This is a genomic window from Streptomyces poonensis (assembly GCF_014650915.1).
Classification (GTDB): Bacteria; Actinomycetota; Actinomycetes; order Streptomycetales; family Streptomycetaceae; genus Streptomyces; species Streptomyces poonensis.
Genome location: NZ_BMVW01000011.1, coordinates 169,843 through 187,718, shown reverse-complemented (window position 1 = coordinate 187,718; position 17,876 = coordinate 169,843). Strand labels below are relative to the sequence as shown.

General features: G+C 71.5%; 12 protein-coding genes, 1 tRNA gene, 1 other RNA gene and 1 pseudogene. 7 read left to right on the top strand and 8 right to left on the bottom strand.

Going from position 1 to position 17,876, the window contains the following annotated elements; all coding sequences use genetic code 11:
- Positions 1-81 precede the first annotated feature (81 nt).
- Both IE242_RS25000 and ffs read right to left on the bottom strand, forming a co-directional pair.
- Complete coding sequence (locus IE242_RS25000) at positions 82-2,502, bottom strand: DNA polymerase III subunit gamma and tau (protein WP_189862954.1); 2,421 nt, start codon at positions 2,500-2,502, stop codon at positions 82-84.
- A gap of 180 nt (positions 2,503-2,682) precedes the next feature.
- Positions 2,683-2,779, bottom strand: an RNA gene (gene ffs / locus IE242_RS24995) — signal recognition particle sRNA small type.
- A gap of 84 nt (positions 2,780-2,863) precedes the next feature.
- Between ffs and IE242_RS24990 the strand changes: the two genes are divergently transcribed.
- Positions 2,864-2,951: transfer RNA gene (locus tag IE242_RS24990), tRNA-Ser, on the top strand.
- 79 nt (positions 2,952-3,030) lie between these two features.
- Here IE242_RS24990 and IE242_RS24985 read toward each other — a convergent pair.
- The 4 genes and pseudogenes from IE242_RS24985 to IE242_RS24975 form a co-directional block, all read right to left on the bottom strand.
- Complete coding sequence (locus IE242_RS24985) at positions 3,031-3,381, bottom strand: winged helix-turn-helix domain-containing protein (RefSeq protein WP_189862952.1); 351 nt, start codon at positions 3,379-3,381, stop codon at positions 3,031-3,033.
- Positions 3,330-3,542, bottom strand: a pseudogene (locus IE242_RS38895) (hypothetical protein); the annotation flags it as partial. The pseudogene IE242_RS38895 and the gene IE242_RS24985, both read right to left, overlap by 52 nt.
- A gap of 202 nt (positions 3,543-3,744) precedes the next feature.
- Complete coding sequence (locus IE242_RS24980; RefSeq protein ID WP_189862950.1) at positions 3,745-4,272, bottom strand: hypothetical protein; 528 nt, start codon at positions 4,270-4,272, stop codon at positions 3,745-3,747.
- A 478-nt stretch (positions 4,273-4,750) separates the two neighbouring features.
- A complete protein-coding gene (locus IE242_RS24975) occupies positions 4,751-5,473 on the bottom strand; it encodes a hypothetical protein (protein WP_189862948.1) in 723 nt (240 codons plus the stop codon).
- 533 nt (positions 5,474-6,006) lie between these two features.
- Between IE242_RS24975 and IE242_RS24970 the strand changes: the two genes are divergently transcribed.
- The 4 genes from IE242_RS24970 to IE242_RS24955 all read left to right on the top strand — a co-directional run bounded on the left by IE242_RS24970 (position 6,007) and on the right by IE242_RS24955 (position 9,802).
- A complete protein-coding gene (locus IE242_RS24970; RefSeq protein WP_189862946.1) occupies positions 6,007-6,324 on the top strand; it encodes a hypothetical protein in 318 nt (105 codons plus the stop codon).
- 79 nt (positions 6,325-6,403) lie between these two features.
- On the top strand, positions 6,404-7,087 hold the full coding sequence (locus IE242_RS24965) for an ABC transporter ATP-binding protein (RefSeq protein WP_229859395.1): 684 nt from the start codon (positions 6,404-6,406) through the stop codon (positions 7,085-7,087).
- On the top strand, positions 7,084-9,327 hold the full coding sequence (locus tag IE242_RS24960; RefSeq protein ID WP_189862943.1) for a hypothetical protein: 2,244 nt from the start codon (positions 7,084-7,086) through the stop codon (positions 9,325-9,327). The genes IE242_RS24965 and IE242_RS24960 overlap by 4 nt, the downstream gene beginning before the upstream one ends.
- 136 nt (positions 9,328-9,463) lie before the next feature.
- Positions 9,464-9,802 (top strand): hypothetical protein, encoded by a 339-nt coding sequence (locus tag IE242_RS24955; RefSeq protein WP_189862941.1) that lies wholly within the window; start codon positions 9,464-9,466, stop codon positions 9,800-9,802.
- A gap of 103 nt (positions 9,803-9,905) precedes the next feature.
- Here the strand turns inward: IE242_RS24955 and IE242_RS24950 are convergent, their stop codons facing one another.
- The gene (locus IE242_RS24950; protein ID WP_189862939.1) at positions 9,906-10,772 is read right to left on the bottom strand and encodes an AraC family transcriptional regulator; all 867 of its coding nucleotides are present in this window, start codon (positions 10,770-10,772) and stop codon (positions 9,906-9,908) included.
- A gap of 339 nt (positions 10,773-11,111) precedes the next feature.
- Here IE242_RS24950 and IE242_RS24945 point away from each other — a divergent pair, with 339 nt between their 5' ends.
- Positions 11,112-15,131, top strand: a complete 4,020-nt coding sequence (locus IE242_RS24945) for a glycoside hydrolase family 2 TIM barrel-domain containing protein (protein WP_189862937.1) — start codon at positions 11,112-11,114, stop codon at positions 15,129-15,131.
- Positions 15,132-15,194: 63 nt separating this feature from the next.
- Positions 15,195-16,196: a DUF72 domain-containing protein gene (locus IE242_RS24940; protein WP_189862935.1), complete on the top strand. Its 1,002-nt coding sequence runs from the start codon at positions 15,195-15,197 to the stop codon at positions 16,194-16,196.
- On the opposite strand, the gene IE242_RS24935 is transcribed toward IE242_RS24940, so the two are convergent.
- Positions 16,135-17,802 carry a copper resistance CopC/CopD family protein gene (locus tag IE242_RS24935; RefSeq protein WP_189862933.1) on the bottom strand — a complete coding sequence of 556 codons (1,668 nt, stop codon included), beginning with the start codon at positions 17,800-17,802 and terminating at the stop codon, positions 16,135-16,137. The two genes, IE242_RS24940 and IE242_RS24935, sit on opposite strands and share 62 nt — an antisense overlap.
- Positions 17,803-17,876: the final 74 nt, after the last annotated feature.

Here is a 17,876-nt window from a genome sequence, read left to right as displayed (position 1 = left end):
GACTTTGTGGGGGCTGCCTAAAGGGAGACGAGGACGGATTCGTCGGATCCTCCGACAGGGCTGCCGGAACCGCCGTCGGAACTACTCGTTGGTGAGCTCCTCCACCACCGTCGCCCCCAGCTCGCGCACGATCAGTTCGTGCCCGGAGAGGGCGGACTCGTCGAGGTCGGGGTCGTCGTCCTCGGGGATGTCGTCCTCGGGCGAGACCGGCGGAGGTTCCGGAGCCGCCACGGGCGGTGTGGGCACCGGAGCGGCGGCAGCGGGAGCCGGCCCCTGGCCCGGAGCCGTTCCCGAGCCCGCCGGGGAGGCGGGACGCTGCGCGGGAGCAGACGGCTGGGACGCGGTGGACCGGGACGCCGCGGCCGGAGCCCCGCCGTACCCTCCGCCACCGCCGGCAGCACCGGCACCACCGCCACCGCCGAAGCCGCCGTAGCCTCCCGCGCCCGCGGCTCCCCCCGGGCCGGACGAACCGCCCTGCGGCGGGGCCGAGCCACCCGACGCGTCGACGATCGCCTCGATCTTCCAGTGCACGTTGAACTGCTCGGCCAGCGCCTGCCGCAGAACGTCCTCGCTGCCGCTGCTCGCGAAGTTGTCCCGCGCTCCGGCGTTGACGAAGCCGATCTGGAGGGTCGTACCGTCGAACCCGGCCACCTGCGCGTTCTGGCTGAGCAGGATCCAGGTGAACCGACGGCGGTTCTTCACCGCCTCCAGGACGTTCGGCCAGAGCACACGGGGGTCGAGCCCGCCGCCCGCCGGGCCGGAGGCAGACGGGGGCGGGGCGGCGGCGAGCCCGGAGGCACTCGTCGCGCGCGATCCGGCCGTTTGGGGGCCGGACGGGCCGGACGGGCCCGGGGACGCTGCGGGCGCCGAGCCCGCGGGCGCCGCGGTCGGCCACCCGCCCGGGCGTCGGCCACCCCCCGCGGGGGCGGCCGTCGGCCACGCACCCGGAGCGGGAGCCGCGGAAGCAGGAGCAGGTGAAGCCGCGGGCGCGGGCGCGGGCGCGGAGGCCGCCTCCGGGGCGGCAGCAGCGGCGGCAGGCGCAACGGAAGCAGCCGGAGCGGAAGTGGCCGGAGCGGCCGGCTGCCCCGGCACCGCCGCAGGACCGCCCGGACCGTCCGGAGCACCCGGAACACCCGCAGCACCCGCAGCATCCGGCGCTCCCGGACTCCCACCTGTGACAGCACCGCCTCCGGCGGTCCGCACCGCGGCGCGAGCCGCCGCGGCCCCGCCACCGGGCGGGACCGCGGCCGGGCCCGGCCCGCCGGCCGCCGCTCCCGCGTACCCGTGCGCCTCGGGCCCCGGCACGTACCCCATGGCGGGTCCGGCTCCGCCGCCGGAGAAGTTCACCCCGCGTTCCAGCCGGTCCAGCCGGGCCATGACGGACCGCTCGTCGCCGTACGCGGCGGGCAGCAGGACGCGTGCGCAGATCAGCTCGAGCTGGAGACGGGGCGAATTGGCGCCTCGCATCTCCGTCAGGCCTTCGTTGACGAGATCGGCGGCGCGGCTCAGCTCGGCGGCGCCGAAGACGCCCGCCTGTGCCTGCATGCGCTCGATCACGTCGGCGGGCGCGTCGATGAGTCCCTTCTCCACGGCGTCGGGCACGGCGGCCAGGATCACCAGGTCCCGCAGCCGCTCCAGCAGATCGGCGACGAACCGCCGCGGGTCGTTGCCCCCCTCGATGACCCGGTCGACGACCTCGAAGGCGGCCGCTCCGTCGCCCGCGGCGAACGCCTCGACGACGGAGTCGAGCAGCGAACCGTCCGTGTATCCCAGCAGCGACGTGGCCATGGCATACGTCACACCGTCGTCCGACGCTCCCGCCAGCAGCTGGTCCATGACGGACATCGAGTCACGCACGGATCCGGCCCCCGCCCGTACGACGAGCGGAAGCACGCCCTCGTCGACGGGGATCTTCTCCCGCCCGCACACCTCGGCGAGGTAGTCGCGCAGCGTCCCGGGCGGCACCAGCCGGAACGGATAGTGGTGCGTACGCGACCGGATGGTCCCGATGACCTTCTCGGGCTCGGTCGTCGCGAAGATGAACTTGAGATGCTCCGGCGGCTCCTCGACCACCTTCAGCAGCGCGTTGAAGCCCGCCGACGTGACCATGTGGGCCTCGTCGATGATGTAGATCTTGTAGCGGCTGCTCGCCGGCCCGAAGAAGGCCTTCTCGCGCAGTTCACGGGCGTCGTCCACGCCACCGTGCGAAGCGGCGTCGATCTCGATGACGTCGATCGAACCCGGCCCGTTGCGCGCCAGGTCCCGGCACGACTGGCACTCGCCGCACGGCGTGGGCGTCGGACCCTGCTCGCAGTTCAGACAGCGGGCGAGGATGCGCGCGCTGGTCGTCTTGCCGCAACCGCGCGGACCACTGAACAGGTACGCGTGATTGACCCGGTTGTTCCGCAGCGCCTGCTGCAGCGGGTCAGTGACATGCTCCTGCCCGATGACCTCGGCGAACGACTCCGGGCGATAGCGGCGGTACAGCGCGAGAGACGACACACATACGAGGTTATAGGCGCCCACTGACAACCGGGCCCGCCCGCGACCGGCCGCGGACCCGCCCCGGATCGAAGGATCATGACGGTCCCCCGCACCCACGCGGGCACGACGGCACGCACGCCACGTACGGCACACACAGGACCACGCACGGCACGCGCGGGGCGTGTCCAGGGCCACACACGACAAGACCCCTCACGCACCTGCCAGAGCCGACCTACCCTTGCTGCCTTCCGGCCCTGGGGGAGTTCAGTCAGATAGCACCGCGTGAGGGGCTGCCCCCAGCGTACCCGATCCGCCGACCGCTCCGCCGAGCCCCGAACGAGTTCGCAAGCACCCTCCGACGTCATGTAATGTTTCCGGCGGAGGATTCGCCTAGAGGCCTAGGGCGCACGCTTGGAAAGCGTGTTGGGGGCAACCCCTCACGAGTTCGAATCTCGTATCCTCCGCCAGTGCCTCACCGGGCACGATGTCGAAGGGCCCCACCGTTCGCGGTGGGGCCCTTCGACGTTGTCCGTCTCAGTTTCCGTCTCAGTCGGCTTCTGCGGAGTACCGACCAGGGGCACTTTCCTTGGTGACGACCGGCTCCGCCCAGGCCGCGGCCGCGAGGACGTCTCGCTTCACCATGTGCCCATCCACGACCTCGTAGAGCAGCCGCCGCACTCGTGGGCCGAGACGGATCACGTACCGAACACCCTCGACGTCCACCGCGCCGATTTCTCCCCGGTCACTGTCGGCGGTGAAGTCGCCAGCTTCTGCCACCTGCCACCCGGCCTTCGAGGCGAGACACACCCACGTACCGAAAGCCCGCTCGTGATCCGAGTAGGGCGTCACGCCACCCACCCGCGCGATGATCTCGACAGGGTCTGACCGCTTGTCCATGGTTCTTTCGACACTGGTCCGGTCTCATGCATGTACCTGGCCCGCATACGCTCCGCTCCCCCAGGCTCCCAACCCATGATCGCGTCGACCACGACATCCGGGACGCCGAGAAGCAGGAGCACGGTCGCAGCAGTGTGACGTGCGTCACGGGGGGCGCCGTTCGCGAGTGCCGGCCGAATGTGGCGAGCGCGGGGGAGCTCCCATCAAGCCCGAAGCGCATAGGTGCAGTCGAAGTGGGGGCGCCATGACCAATGGAGACTGGTACGACGACAGCGACTACGAAGGCGCAGTCGAACGGGCCGAGCGTATGACCCGGGTCGGCTCGAGACGCCATCGCCTTCGCGCCAGGAGGGGAAGCGTGTTCTAACCCATCGAAAGCGTGCGCAAAGGCCTACCGCTTTCAGGAGAGAGATCGACGAGATGCATCTGCGAGTCCTCTCCCTCTCCGGTGACCAGGCGTATCCGGTCGGGCTCCATCCACGAAGCCTCGACCAGGGCGTTGCTTGAGGCGTCACCGTTGAAGTAGCCGACCTCCCAGCGTCGCTTGGTCAGACCGGATCCTTCGTCGATGTAGACCCACCACAGGGGGTCGATCAGCGCTGCCCCTTCCACCACCACAAGATGCCGATCGGAGCGATTGGGCGCAGCTTCGTTCATCGTCATCTGATGCTCGGAACTGCCGAAAAGAAAGACCGGTACCGCGAGGAGCGTGACCAGGAGGGCCGCTGTCACTGACAGGGTTCGGACGGCGAGGCTTCGTACACCGATGAGGGCAGCAGCTGCCAAAGCCGTCAACGCCAACGCCCCGAAGAGCATGGGGTGATGGAAGACCTGCGCCACCACGAGCAATCCACCAGACCGACTGGACCACGAGCCCACCAGCTCGGCCACCGCAAGGGCCCCCGCTGCCCCTACCAGACTCAGCGCAGCCGTCCGACGCCGCCGGACCGTCATCTCCACCACGATCAGCCCTCACCCCATCAAGTACGGCCACAGGATATTGGCCCTCCCAGAGAGATGGACCCACCAGGCGTGATCACACTATGAACGTCATTCGCGCTCCACGAGAAACGGCGTCGAAGGCGGTGGTCAGCGGCCATGCTGTACAGCAGCGGAGTACAGCGACCGCGGTGGCCGTAGTCGGCCTTCAATGCCCCGCAGGAGTCAAGCGGCCAGCCCAGCAGACCTCAGCGACCATCCCGCCCGTAGTTCGCATCGAGGGAGCCGTGCCAGACCTGTGCCAGATCGGGCGGGGAACCACGGGGAACACCGGGGACCAAGACAGAGGCCGGCTACAGTTCGAGGCCGCTCCGCCCCAGGTCAGGCAAGCAATCGACCCTGGAGTACCCAAGCTTCCCTGGCCCAGAGCTCAGCCGAACGTCTGTTGACCTGTCGCCTCGCCACCGTTCAGTGCGTTACTGATCTCCAGGAGGCGGCCGGCGGGCAGAGCGAAGGTGTTGCCCGGGTTTCGATAAGAGTGCCCGCCGTCGTTGATGCAGACGCCGCCTGCGAGCCACCAGTGAGCAGAAGTCCACTGACCTTGATTGTCCAGGAGCATGCTCGCCACCTCGGCGGGCTCCTCGATCACGGTGAGGGCGGTAAGCGCGGTGGTGAGGGCAGTAGTCGCGTCGTCGGGAAGTAGCGCGTCGCCCAGTGTCGGGAAGAGCAGCAAGAGACGGGCGTCGGGGTCGGCAACGCCCCCTGTTGCCGGCTGTCGAGCAGCAGACAGCAACTCCGGCCAGGCCATGCCAGGTCCCATGAAGTGACCGTCATCCACGGCAAGTACTTCCGCCGTGGACCATGCCGGGTGATGTATCAGGTAGTCCACCCCATGCTCGCCCTCGATGTTGCGGTAGACGACATGGATGGTGAGCCCGGATGACAGAGGCACGCTGAACACCGGCCACTCGCTCTCGGCGGACAGCCTGCGGTACAGCTCCATGGCCGCGTCCCAGTCGGCACCGAACGCAGACCGCTGCGCGTCCTCCCCGCGCAAGCCTGTGCCTAGGTGGACGGGCCAGAACAACGGATCGTCGAGGTAGGCAGTGCCCTGTACCAGAGGGCCGTCCATGTATCCGGGGATCTTCAGCACGCCGGGATGATGGCATGAGGGACCGACAACGCCTCGGGGTTCGCGGCTCGGCCGCCTCGTCTCAGTTCCCGTCTCATTCACCACCGTCAGCTGACGTTCAGCCGAGACCACGAGGCCGCTCCCGTTCGCGGGTCAACCGCCCGTGAATCCAGGTGAACCTCCCGTACACAGCCCGCCAGCCCTCCAGCACAGTTGGGAAGCGTGTTGGGGGCAACCCCTCACGAGTTCACGGGTTCACGAGTTCGAATTTCGTATCCTCCGCCTCAGCCCACCAGGGCAGTCGAAGGCCCCGACCGGTTCGCCGGTCGGGGCCTTCGTCGTTCCGTGGTCGGGGTCGCGGTCGTGGTCGCGGTCGTGGCGCAGTCGCCCGATCTGGGACATACCTGTGAGTGATCACATCGCGTGCATATGCCATTGACATATCCCTTACAAGGAGTTGATCATTCACATCCCGGGCCCGACCAGCCCGGTTCGCCTCCCAGGACGGGAGGCTCGACTCTTCGGGGGTTCTCGTGAAGAAGACCAGCTTTGTCATGCTCACAATTGCCGGCCTGGCTCTGGCCGGTGCGTCTCCGGCTGCCGCCCAGCTGACGAAGTTCTCGCCGAACGACAAGGCGTTCGCCTACACGACCAAGTCCAACACTCTGGTGTCCGTGTGGCAGCAGAAGTCCGGATACTCGCACGCCGACTACTACCGCAAGGCCAGCTCGGGCACCCAGCGCCACCTGTGGAACAAGAGCGGCGTGAACACCACCGTCACGAGCGGCTCGGGCAGTGCCCTGTTCAAGATGCGGGTGTGCGAGTGGGTCAAGGACAACGACGACATCTGCTCCGGCTGGGACACCGAGTGACCGGCTGACCAGCACTGTCCGCACGACCAGCAGACCAGGGAACACAGTGGAACGGGGACACCACGGGCCGTCTCGGGACGTGTCCGTACTCAGCGTCCGGGGACTGACCCACAGCATCGGGGACCGGGTGCTGCTCCAGGGAGTCGGCCTCGACGTGGCAGCCGGGGAGTCCGTGGCCGTCACGGGACCCAGCGGCAGCGGCAAGAGCACACTGCTCGGCTGCGTACTCGGGCTGGTGCGGCCTGACGCCGGCGGCATCGAGGTGGCCGGGGCCGATCTGACGCGGATGCGCGGACGGACGCTCGAGCGGCACCGCAGCCGGAACATCGGTGTGGTGTTCCAGTTCGGCGAGCTGCTTCCCGAGCTGACTCCGGCCGAGAACGTGGCGCTCGCCGCGCTGCTCGCCGGGGTCGGCGCGGACGAGGCGTACCGGCGGGCCGGGGAACTGCTCGACGAGCTCAGGGTGCCCCACGGGCAGACCCCGACCGCGCATCTGTCCGGCGGCGAGCGGCAGCGCACGGCGGTCGCCAGGGCGCTCGTCAACGAGCCGAAGCTGCTGCTCGCCGACGAGCCGACCGGCGCGCTCGACGAGCGGACCCGCGACAGCGTCGCCGACCTGCTGTTCTCCGTGCCCGGACGCTGGGGGTGCGGGCTCGTCGTGGTGACGCACGACCTCACGGTGGCGGCCCGTGCCGACCGCCGCCTGGACCTGCGCGGCGGACGGCTCGTCACCGTGGGGGACGAGCCGGGGGTGACCGGGTGAGGCGTTCCTCGCTGCTCGTGCAGCTGCTGCGCATCGGGCGGGCCGCGGGGCGCAGGGCGGAGGGCGGACGGGTCCGCCGTACCGCGCTCCTGCTCGCCGCCGCCGCACTCGCCTTCGCGGGGACGGCCGAGGTCGCCGTGTACGCCAGTTATGACGGGATGGAGGAGCGGTCGGCCGAGCGCGCCCTGCAGCTGAAGGACGAGTTCCCCGGCCGTACCACCGTCGCGCACGCCGTCGACGGCTTCGACACCCTCGGCGGACGCCAGTACAGCGTCGTCTACATCAGGCCCGAGTCGCCCGACTCTCCGCTCCCGCCCGGCCTGAGCAGCTGGCCGGAGCCCGGGCAGGCATTTCTCTCACCGGCGCTGCGTACGGCGCTCACGGAGGCGGGTGAGCCACGTCGGTACGGCACCGTCGTCGGCACCATCGCCGGGGCCGGGCTGGCCGGTCCCGGGGAGCGGTACGCCTACGTCAACCCGACCGACCGGCAGTACGACGCGGACAAGACGTACGAGGTCGTCGGCTTCGGCAGCCGGTCACCCGGCTCCTCCGGGGACTGGATCTTCGTCGCGCCGCGCCAGCGCCTGCAGACCGCGCTGTATCTACTCCTGGTCCCCGCACTGGTCCTCACCGTGGTCGCGGCCCGGATGGGCTCGGCCGCGCGGGACCGCCGCACCGCACTCATCAGCGCACTCGGCGGCGGCTGGCCGCAGCGCCTGTGGCTCAACCTCGGTGAGTCGGCGGCGCCCGTACTGGCGGGTGCGCTGCTCGGCACGCTGCCCGCGGCCGCCGTCGCGCTGACCGGGGACGTCACACTGCCCTGGATCGGCTACCGGCTCTCCTCGGACGACCTGGCCCACTGGTGGCCCGGCCTCGCGGCGTCGGCGGCCGCGGCCGCGGGAGCGGTGCTGCTCCTGGTGTGTCTGCTGCACCGGGCCGCGAGCCGCGCCAAGGCCCGCTCCGTACGGCTCACCGCGCGCCGGGAGCAGATGGTGCGCTGGGGGGCCATGGCCTGCCCCCTGCTGGTGTTCGCCACGGTCTGGGTGCCCGGGCTGCTCGACGTGACCCGGCACTCCCAGCTGCGCTCCACTCTCTATCTCACGGGTGTGGCCCTGGTGATGGTCACTCTGCCCTGCGCGGTCGCCGTCGGCGCGGCGGCCGCGGGGTCGGCGCTCGCCCGCTCCGTGCGCCGCAACGGCAGCGCGGGCGCGCTGGTGGCCGGCCGGCACACCGCCGCGCATCCGGCGGTCACCGCGCGGCTGGTGGCGGGGGTCTGTATCGCCCTGGTACTGATCAGCCAGCTCCAGCTGAAGAACACCCAGTACGGTGCCACCGCCCAGGCCGCCGCCGCGACACTGCGCACCGTCGGCACCCGTGTCCTGGTCATGGATCTCAAGCAGGACCGGCTCACCCGCGAGCAGCTGGACAGCGCCCTCGGGAAACTCCCGGCCGGCACCCGGACGCTCGCCGTCTACCAGGACGGCGACCCGGAGAAGGGCGAACTGCCCACCACCCGTCTCCAGGGGTCCTGCGCCTCGCTGAAGACGCTGTCACTGCGCTGCGGCACCGGGACGCACAAGGTCTCCGGCCCCGTGGGCGACACCACGCTCAACACGGTGCTGGGCTGGGTCACGGTCGGCCCCGCGGACGCCGGATTCACGGTGCGGCAGGCCGATCCGCTGCCCGCCCGGCTGACCGAGCGGACCGCTCCCGAGTCGCTGCTCCTCCTCGCCCCGGGCCGGTCGGGCCTGGACCAGGCCGCGATCCAGCAGACGGTGCGGACCGAACTGCCCATCGGTTCGGCGCAGGTGGGCACGTTCGGCGAGACCTGGCTGCTCGGGGCCAATCTGTCGGCGGCGCACGGCCGCTGGGTCGTCTTCCTCGGTGTGCCGGGCGTGCTGCTGATCGCCCTCGCCGCGGCCCTGGCCAACCTCGCCGAGTTCCTGCGGCTGAGCCGCTCGGTCGCCCCGCTCAGTGTGCTGACCGGACGGCGCCGGGTCTTCTGGACCAGCGCGGCGTGGAGCCTGCTCGCACCTCTGCTGGCCGCGGTCGCCGCGGGCTGTGTGGCCGCCGTCTGGCTGGCCTCCCCCCAGGAGAACCCGGACCAGGGCATCTCCCTCTCCGGCTCGCTCCTGTGGGGCACGGCGGCGGGGCTGGCCGCCCTGTCCCTGGTCGCCTGGGCCTGGGGAGCACGCTCGGCCATCGCACAAGCCACCCGCTGGCGGCCGTACGGCGAATAGCCGCGCGGCCCGTCACGGGGTCGTGGGAACACGGTCGTTCCCGCATCACCGGCCGGGACCGTCCGGCCTCTCTCATCAACCAACCGACACGTCTCGGCACTTCGGCCTGCCCGAAAACGCCGGAACAGGAGAAGACATGCCCAGACTCAGGACATCGGCCGCGGCCGTGCTGGCCGCCGTCGCGCTGGCCGCCGCCTCGCCCGCCGCCCAGGCCCTGTCGAAGTACTCGCCGGACCACGAGGCGTACGCCTGGACCCAGCAGAGCGACAAGTTCGTCTCGGTCAAGACGTACACCTCCAACTCCGCGCACGCGGACTACTACCGCGCCGCGAGCAACACCACCCAGCGCCACCTGTGGAACAAGAGCGGCGCCGGCACCACCGCGACCAGCGGCGGCGGCAGCAAGATCTTCAAGCTGCGGACGTGCGAGTGGGTCAAGGACAACGACGACGACTGCTCCGGCTGGGACTACTGACCTCCCGGATCCTCCCGTCGCAGAGCGGGCCGGGGGCCCCGCCCGTTCGCCGGTCGGGGCCCCCGTCGTGTTCCGTCCCGCCGCCCGGCGCGGACCGCGGCGCTCAGTCCGAGGTCCGCTGCACGGGGATCCACAGCTCCGCCTCCGCCTCCGTGCCGTCGGCGGAGACCCGGGCCTGGAGGATCTCCGGGCCCGGCCTGCTGCGGTACGGGTTGGACGGGAACCACTGGGTGAACACGTCCCGCCACAGGTACTGGATGGTCTCCGGGAAGCGGCCCGAGGTCTCGAAGACCGCCCACGTGCCCGCGGGGGCCGTGACGGCGTCCATGTCCTCGGGGACGTCGGCCCCGGTCACCACCCCGTGGAAGTAGTCCAGCTCGGTGCCCTCCGCGCGGCTCTCGTCGAGATTGACGCTGACGTTGACGAAGCCGCGCGGCTCCTGGTCCGAGAGGGCTTCGATCCGGCGCAGGGTGTCCTGGCCGAGACTCCGTACGAAGTCGACGATCGCCGGGTTCATGCCCTCGTGGACGAGGGGGACGCGCGCCTTCCTGCCCACCACCCGGAACTCCTGCTTCTCCGCGATCCGGTATCGCATGTCCGTACTCCCTTCGACGATGAGGCGGAAGGACATCCGGGGCTGGGAGCGCAGCGCCGCTCCGTCGCGCCGGGCCTCGCCCGGGCCGACGCCGTGCATGGCGCGGAACGCGCGCGCGAACGCCTCCCCCGAGCCGTAGCCGTGGCGCACGGCGATCTCCAGCAGCGTCCGCCGGCCGTCGAGCACCTCGGCGCCGGCGACGGTCAGCCGACGGCGCCGGACGTACTCGGACAGCGGCATGCCCGCGAGTGCGGAGAACAGCCGCCGGAAGTGGTACTCCGACGTCACCGCGATCCGCGCGAGCTCGGCCACCTCGACCGTCCCGTCCAGGTGCTGCTCGATGTGCTCCATGGCCTGGTTCAGCCGCTCCAGCACCGGGCTCTCCCTCCTTCGACGATCACCACGCTAGGGAGGGCCCACCCTGCCGGACCCGACATCCTGTGCCCGCTTCGGTCAGGGGCCGATGCAGCGACTGCCACGGGGTCATTCATCAGGAACACACAAAGTCCGACGGCGTTATTGCTCGTGTTGTGTTCGGGTTCTAGGGTGAGGCTGCTTCGGAGGCGGGTGATTCCGGTGACTTCCATGGGATCCCTGTGACCTTCGTGCCCCCTGTGCATCTGGCGGTTCGGACAGTGACAGTGGAGGGGTGCCTTTGGGCTGTTGAGTTCCGTACGTCGTCGACCGCGTGAACAGCCGAGGAAGGCCGAGGTCATGTCGCACCCGCACGACTCCCAGGTGTCTCCCACGTCCGCCCCGACGTCCCGCCCCGCCGGGTCTCCCGCCACCCGGCCGCCCGTCAGTCGGCCGCCCGTCAGCCGCCGCCGCCTTCTGGAGGGCGGGGCCGCCCTCCTCGGCGCCCTCTCCCTGTCCGCCTCGCCCCTCGCGGCGTACGCGGCCGGGCGACCCGGAGCAGCGGGCACGGCCGATGCGGCCACCCCCGAGTGGAACGACGGCTTCGGCGTCTTCCAGGTGGGGACCGAACCGCCTCACACCACCCTCATGCCGTACGGGAGCGTCGAGCAGGCGCTGGCCGGTGACCGGACGCACTCGCCCTACCGGATCAGCCTCGACGGGAAGTGGAAGTTCGCGTACGCGGACCGTCCCGACGACCGTGACCGGGACTTCTACCGGACGGACGTCGACGACTCGTCCTGGGACACCGTTCCCGTGCCCTCCGCCTGGCAGCTGCACGGCTACGACTTCCCGATCTACGTCAACATCACGTACCCGTGGTGGGGTCCCAACGGGCTCGGGGAGGACGCGCAGCCGCCGGCCGCGCCGACCCGGTACAACCCCGTGGGGCAGTACAGACGGACCTTCACCGTGCCGGAGGGGTGGGCGGGGCGGCGGACGTTCCTGCACTTCGAAGGGGTGAAGTCCGCCCATTATGTGTGGATCAACGGGAAGTTGGCGGGGTACCACGAGGACTCCTACACCCCCGCCGAGTACGACATCACCCCGTATCTGAAGGCCGGGACCAACCAGATCGCGGTCGAGGTGTACCGGTACTCCGACGGGGACTGGCTCGAGGACCAGGACATGATCCGGCTGAGCGGGATCTTCCGGTCCGTGTACCTGTACTCCACGCCCTCCGTCCACCTGCGCGACTTCAAGCTGGACACCCCGCTCGGGGACGGGTACCGGGCCGCCGAGCTGTCCGTCACCGCGAGCGTGCGCGCCTACGGAGGGGAGGGGCGGGGGCGGTACGCCGTCGAGACCCAGCTCTACGACGCGCGCGGGCATGCCGTCTGGTCGCGGCCGCTGCGGCAGGACGTCGATCTCGGTGCCGCGGACGCCGGGGAGGACGTGACCGTACGGGCCGCCAGGGCCGTGCCCGCGCCCCGGCTGTGGTCGGCCGAGGACCCGTACCTGTACACCGCCGTGCTGCGGTTGCGCGACCCGGCGGGAAAGGTGATCGAGACCCTGTCGCACCGGGTCGGGCTGCGGGAGTTCGCTCTCAAGGACGGGCTGATGCGCATCAATGGGCAGCCCGTCTCCTTCCGCGGCACCAACCGGCACGAGATGCACCCCGACCGGGGCACCGCGCTCACGCGCGCGGACATGGTCCAGGACATCGAGATCATCAAGCGGCTGAACATCAACAGCGTCCGCACCTCGCACTACCCCGACAACCCGCTCTGGCTGGAGCTCGCCGACGAGTACGGCCTGTACATCGTCGACGAGACCAACCTGGAGACGCACGGCGTACGGGACGAGTACCCGGGCGACCACCCCGAGTGGAGCGCGGCCTGCGTCGCCCGCGCGCGGAACATGGTCCACCGCGACAAGAACCACGCCTCGGTCGTCATCTGGTCGCTCGGCAACGAGGCCGGCACCGGCAGCACGTTCGTCGCCATGCGGGACTGGATCCGCTCGTACGACCCGACCCGCGTCATCCAGTACGAGGGTGACGACCGGCCGGAGATCAGCGACATCCGCTCGAGGATGTACGAGAGCCCCGCGCGCGTGGAGGCCCGGGCGAAGGACACGGGCGACACCCGGCCGTACGTCATGATCGAGTACGCGCACGCGATGGGGAACTCGACCGGGAACTTCAAGAAGTACTGGGACGTCGTGCGCCGGTACGACGTGCTCCAGGGCGGCTGGATCTGGGACTTCGTCGACCAGTCGCTGACCTGGCCCACCCCGGCGCGCACCCTGTTCACCGAGACGGGGCCCGGCGGGCTGCGCGGCGAGATCGTCAACGCGAGCGGCTCCTTCGACCGGGAGAAGGGTGTCTCCGGCGGCACCGTCTTCGCCCGCGACGCGCGCCTCGACCTCACCGGCTCGCTGACGCTGGAGGCATGGGTCACCCCGCACGTGACCGGATTCCACCAGCCGATCCTCGCCAAGGGGGACACCCAGTACGCACTGAAGCAGACCGACGGCAGGCTCGAGTTCTTCCTGTACGGCGGTGGGCAGTGGATCACCGCGAGCTGGGCGCTGCCGGACGACTGGACCGGGCGCGAGCATCACATCGCGGGCGTCTACGACGCGGACGCGCGCACGCTCACCCTCCACGTCGACGGCCAGGTACGGGCGACCCGGTCCGCCGCCCGGCGGCCGGACGTCAACACCGCGCCGCTCTCGCTCGCCACCGACGTCGACAACCCGACCCGGGAGTTCAGCGGGACGATACGGCGGGCCCGCGTGTACGCGCGTGCCCTGACCACCGCCGAGCTGGCCGCCGGAGCCGCCGACAGCCGCGGTCCCGGTGACGAGGGCGTGCGGTTCTGGTTCGACGCGGCCACCGTCGAGGTCAGCAGGGAGCGGCCCCGCGAGCGCACCTTCTTCGCGTACGGCGGCGACTGGGGCGACAACCCGAACGACGGGGCCTTCGTCGCGGACGGCATCGTCCTCGCCGACCGTGGCCACACCGGCAAGGCGGCCGAGGTCAAGCAGGTCTACCAGGCCGTCCACGCGGCACCGGCCGCCGGCTCCGGCTCCCTCACTCCCGCGGCCCGCGCGGTCACCCTCACCAACGAACACCTTTTCACCAACCTGCGCGAGTTCGACGGGCGCTGGTCGCTCGTCGCCGACGGCGAGGTGGTGCGGCGCGGAAAGCTGACCCTCGCGCAGCTGGACGTGGAGCCGCTGTCCGGCAAGGAGATCACCGTGCCGTTCCGGCTGCCGGACGAGCCGGCGCCGGGCGCCGAGTACTTCCTGGTGCTGTCGTTCACCACCAAGGAGTCCACCCCGTGGGCGAAGGCCGGCTTCGAGGTGGCCCGGCAGCAGCTCGCCGTGGACGCGGGCAGCCCCGCCGTGACGCCCGTACCTCTGGCGGACGTCCCGGCGCTGCGGTACGAGGACGGGGACGCGGCCGTCACCGTCCGGGGCAGGGGATTCTCCGTCACCGTCGACAAGGGCACCGGCGTCATCACGTCGTACGAGGCCCGGGGCGCCCGGCTGATCGACAACGGGCCCGTGCCGAACTTCTGGCGCGCCCCGACCGACAACGACCGCGGCAACGGCCAGCACACCCGCAACCAGACCTGGCGCGACGCGGGCGCCCGCCGCGAGGTGACCGGCGTGCGTGTGCGCGCCCTGCGCGACCGGGCCGTCGAGATCGAGGTCAGCGGCACGCTGCCGACCACCGTGACCTCCTCGTACACCACCACGTACACGGTGTTCGGCAACGGGGAGATCAAGGTCGACAGCACCCTGCGGCCGGGCGCCGCGAGCCTGCCGTACATCCCCGAGGTCGGCACCCTGCTCTTCCTGCCGGGCCGCCTCGACCGGCTGCGCTGGTACGGGCGCGGCCCCGAGGAGAACCACTGGGACCGCAACACGGGTACCGACGTGGGGGTGTACTCCGGGACCGTCTCCGGGCAGTGGACCCCGTACATCCGCCCGCAGGAGAACGGCAACAAGACCGACGTGCGCTGGATCGCGCTGACCGGACGGGACGGCACGGGCCTGCTCGTCTCCGGTGACCCGCTCTCCGACGCGCCGCTGCTGGAGGTCAACGCCTCGCACTTCACCCCGGAGGACCTGTCGGCCGGGGTGCGGCACGACTACCAGCTCACCCCGCGCGAGGCGGTCGTCCTGCGCGTGAACCACCGGCAGATGGGCGTGGGCGGCGACAACAGCTGGGGCGCCCACACGCACGACGAGTTCAAGCTGTTCGCGAACCGCGACTACGCGTACAGCTACCGGTTGCGTCCGCTGACCGGCGTGGACGAGGCGATGGCCGCCTCGCGCCGGCCCACGGCTGCGGACTTCGCGGAGTAGGGCCCGCGGCCGGCTCCGGGGGACCGCACGACAGAGTGCCGTCCCCCGGGGTAACCGGCCCCCATGGGAGCAGACATCCGGGTCGGGGCGTGCTCGTGGACGGACCGTGAACTGGTCGGCAGCGGCTGGTACCCGCGCGGGCGGCGGGACGCCGAGGGGCGGCTGCGGCACTACGCCTCCCGCTTCCCCGTCGTCGAAGTGGACGCGTCGTACTACGCGTTGCCCAGCCGCCGCAACAGCCTGCTGTGGGTGGAGCGGACGCCCGAGGGGTTCCGGTTCGACGTGAAGGCGTTCTCCCTGCTGACGGGGCATCCCACGCGCGCGGAGGCGCTGCCCGCCGATCTGCGGTCGCGGCTCGGCGAGCAGGACCTCGCCTCCGTACGGCGCGGGCGCGGGCCGGAACGGCTGCTGGACGAGGTGTGGGAGCGGTTCGCCGGCGCCGTGGCACCGCTCCGGGCGGCCGGGCGGCTCGGAGCCGTGCTGTTCCAGTTCCCGCCGTGGTTCGCACCCGGCCCGCGCGCGGAGGGGACACTGCGGGAGTGCGCCGGGCGTACCTCCGGGTGGCCGATCTCGGTGGAGTTCCGGCACCCCGGATGGTGGGCCGCCGAACGGGACGACTCCACGCGCGCGTTGCTCGCCTCCCTCGGCGCGAGCGCTGTGGGCGTGGACATGGCCCAGGGCCTGCCCGGCTCCCTCCCGCCGCTCGTGCCCGTCACCCGCCCCGCCCTCGCCGTCGTACGGTTCCACGGCCGGAGCGCCGCCTGGGGGACCGGGAGCAAGGAGGACCGGTTCCGGTACGACTACTCCCCGGCCGAGCTGGGGGCGTGGGTGCCGCGGTTGCGGCGCACGGCCGAGCGGGCCGACGAGTTGCACGTGCTCTTCAACAACTGCTGCGGGGACGCCGCCGTACGGGCCGCCGAGACCATGCGGCGCTTGCTCAGCCCGGAACCGGCACCGGAACCGGCACCCGAATCGGAACCGGCACCGGCCTCCCCCTGGCCGACTAGCCGACCCGTACGTCCTTCTCCACCGTCACCTGGTCGACCTCCGTCGTCCGCACGGTGATCTTCATGGTCCAGGTGCCGGGCAGTGGGAGGCGGAGATCCTCCGTTCCCCAGTAACCGCCCTTGTTCTCCAGTCCGGCGTCGATCGGGCCCACGTCCTGGGCGCGCAGGGTGAAGGTGAGACGTACCTCCGGCACGGCCGAGATGCCTCCGTCGGGGCCGAAGACCACGGCCTGCACGGAGTTCGTGCCGACACGGCCGGGCGTGAGGCCGACCTGGACCTTGCCGCGCCCGTCCGGTGTGCCGACGTCGAAGGGGACGACGCTGCTGGAGGCGGTCGGTGCGCCGGCGACCGCGGCCCCGGACGCCGGGGCGGCCGCGGCCGACTCGGTCTCCGCCCGGCCGGGCAGGGTGCCGGTGAGCACCGTGGTGACGACGAGGACCGCCACGGCGATCGTGAACTCGCCGAGGACGGAACGGCGGAGGCCACCCCGGTGGCGGCCGTCCGCGCCCTCCTCCGCCCTCAGCCACCGCGCCGTCCACCGCCGGGAGAGCCCCGCGGCCACCAGGAGCAGCAGCACCGCGCCGAGCTTGGCGAGCAGCAGCCTGCCGTAGGCCGTCGACGTGAGCGCGTCCCAGGAGCCGAGGCCCCGCCACGACTGGTAGACACCGGTGACCACCAGCACGGTCACCGCGCCGAAGGCGAGCCGGGAGAAGCGGGCGACCCCGGTGACCGTGAGCTCCTCGGGGGCGCGGTACAGCACGGTGAGCAGGGCCGTGAGGCCGCCCAGCCAGACCGCCACGGCGAGCAGGTGCAGCACGGACGAGGTCATGGCCACGGGGACCTGGATACCGGCGGAGGCGTGCTCGGCGGCGGCCCAGGTGAGGGCCAGGCCGACGGACGAGGCGACACCGCCGACCACCACTGCGGGGCGTGTGACGACCGTCGTCCGCCGTACGAAGAAGTAGAGCCCCGCCAGGAGCCCCAGCCGGGCCAGCAGCGCGACGCCCGGCCTGCTCGTCACCGTGTCCGCCAGTGCCGACGGGTCCAGGGCGCCCGCGGGACCCGTGCCCCGCTCGTACGGTCCTCGCAGCAGGAGCAGGGCCGCCGTGGCGCCGGTCAGCGCCCACCAGCCGGCCGGGAGCAGCCCGCGGAGCGGCACGGTGGATCCGCCGGTCACCGCCGTGAAGACGGACACCCCGATGAGGAGCGTCAGACCGCCGTACGCGACATAGCGGGCCAGGTGGTGGAGCGTGGCGGTGGCCGGGTCCTCGGTGGGGGCGGCCGGCGACGCGACGGTGGCCGAGGGCTCGCCCACCGAGAAGAGCACGGCGCCCGCGATGGGATGGCTGTCCGCGGAGACGACCCGCCAGGCGATCGTGTACGTCCCCTTCGGGAGATCGGCGGGCAGGGTCGCGCGCACCGTGTCGGAGCGGCCGTCCGCGCGGCCCGCCTGCCCCGTGCGCACGGGCCGGTTGCCCGGGTCGACGACACGCAGGGAGTCGTCGAGGAGGCTCACCGACTCGGTGAAGGTGAGGGTGACGTGCCGGGGCGCGGCCTTCAGGACGGTGCCGTCCCGGGGGTCGCTGTGCTTCAGCGCGGCGTGCGCGGACGCCGGTCCCGGGGCGCCGAGGAGGATGAGGACCAGTACGGCGCCCAGCAGCACCAGGCGCCGGAGTCCTCGTGCTCCTCGTGCTCCTCGTCGTCCGCCATCGCGCCCCTCGTCCCTCGGTCGGCCCA

What these genes read in the sequence shown, in the direction of transcription:
- IE242_RS24955 (WP_189862941.1), top strand. Translation starts at nt 9,464, where the DNA reads ATGCCCAGACTCAGGACATCGGCCGCGGCCGTGCTGGCCGCCGTCGCG.
- IE242_RS24945 (WP_189862937.1), top strand. Translation starts at nt 11,112, where the DNA reads ATGTCGCACCCGCACGACTCCCAGGTGTCTCCCACGTCCGCCCCGACG.
- IE242_RS24985 (WP_189862952.1), bottom strand. Translation starts at nt 3,381, where the DNA reads ATGGACAAGCGGTCAGACCCTGTCGAGATCATCGCGCGGGTGGGTGGC.
- IE242_RS24940 (WP_189862935.1), top strand. Translation starts at nt 15,195, where the DNA reads ATGGGAGCAGACATCCGGGTCGGGGCGTGCTCGTGGACGGACCGTGAA.
- IE242_RS24970 (WP_189862946.1), top strand. Translation starts at nt 6,007, where the DNA reads ATGCTCACAATTGCCGGCCTGGCTCTGGCCGGTGCGTCTCCGGCTGCC.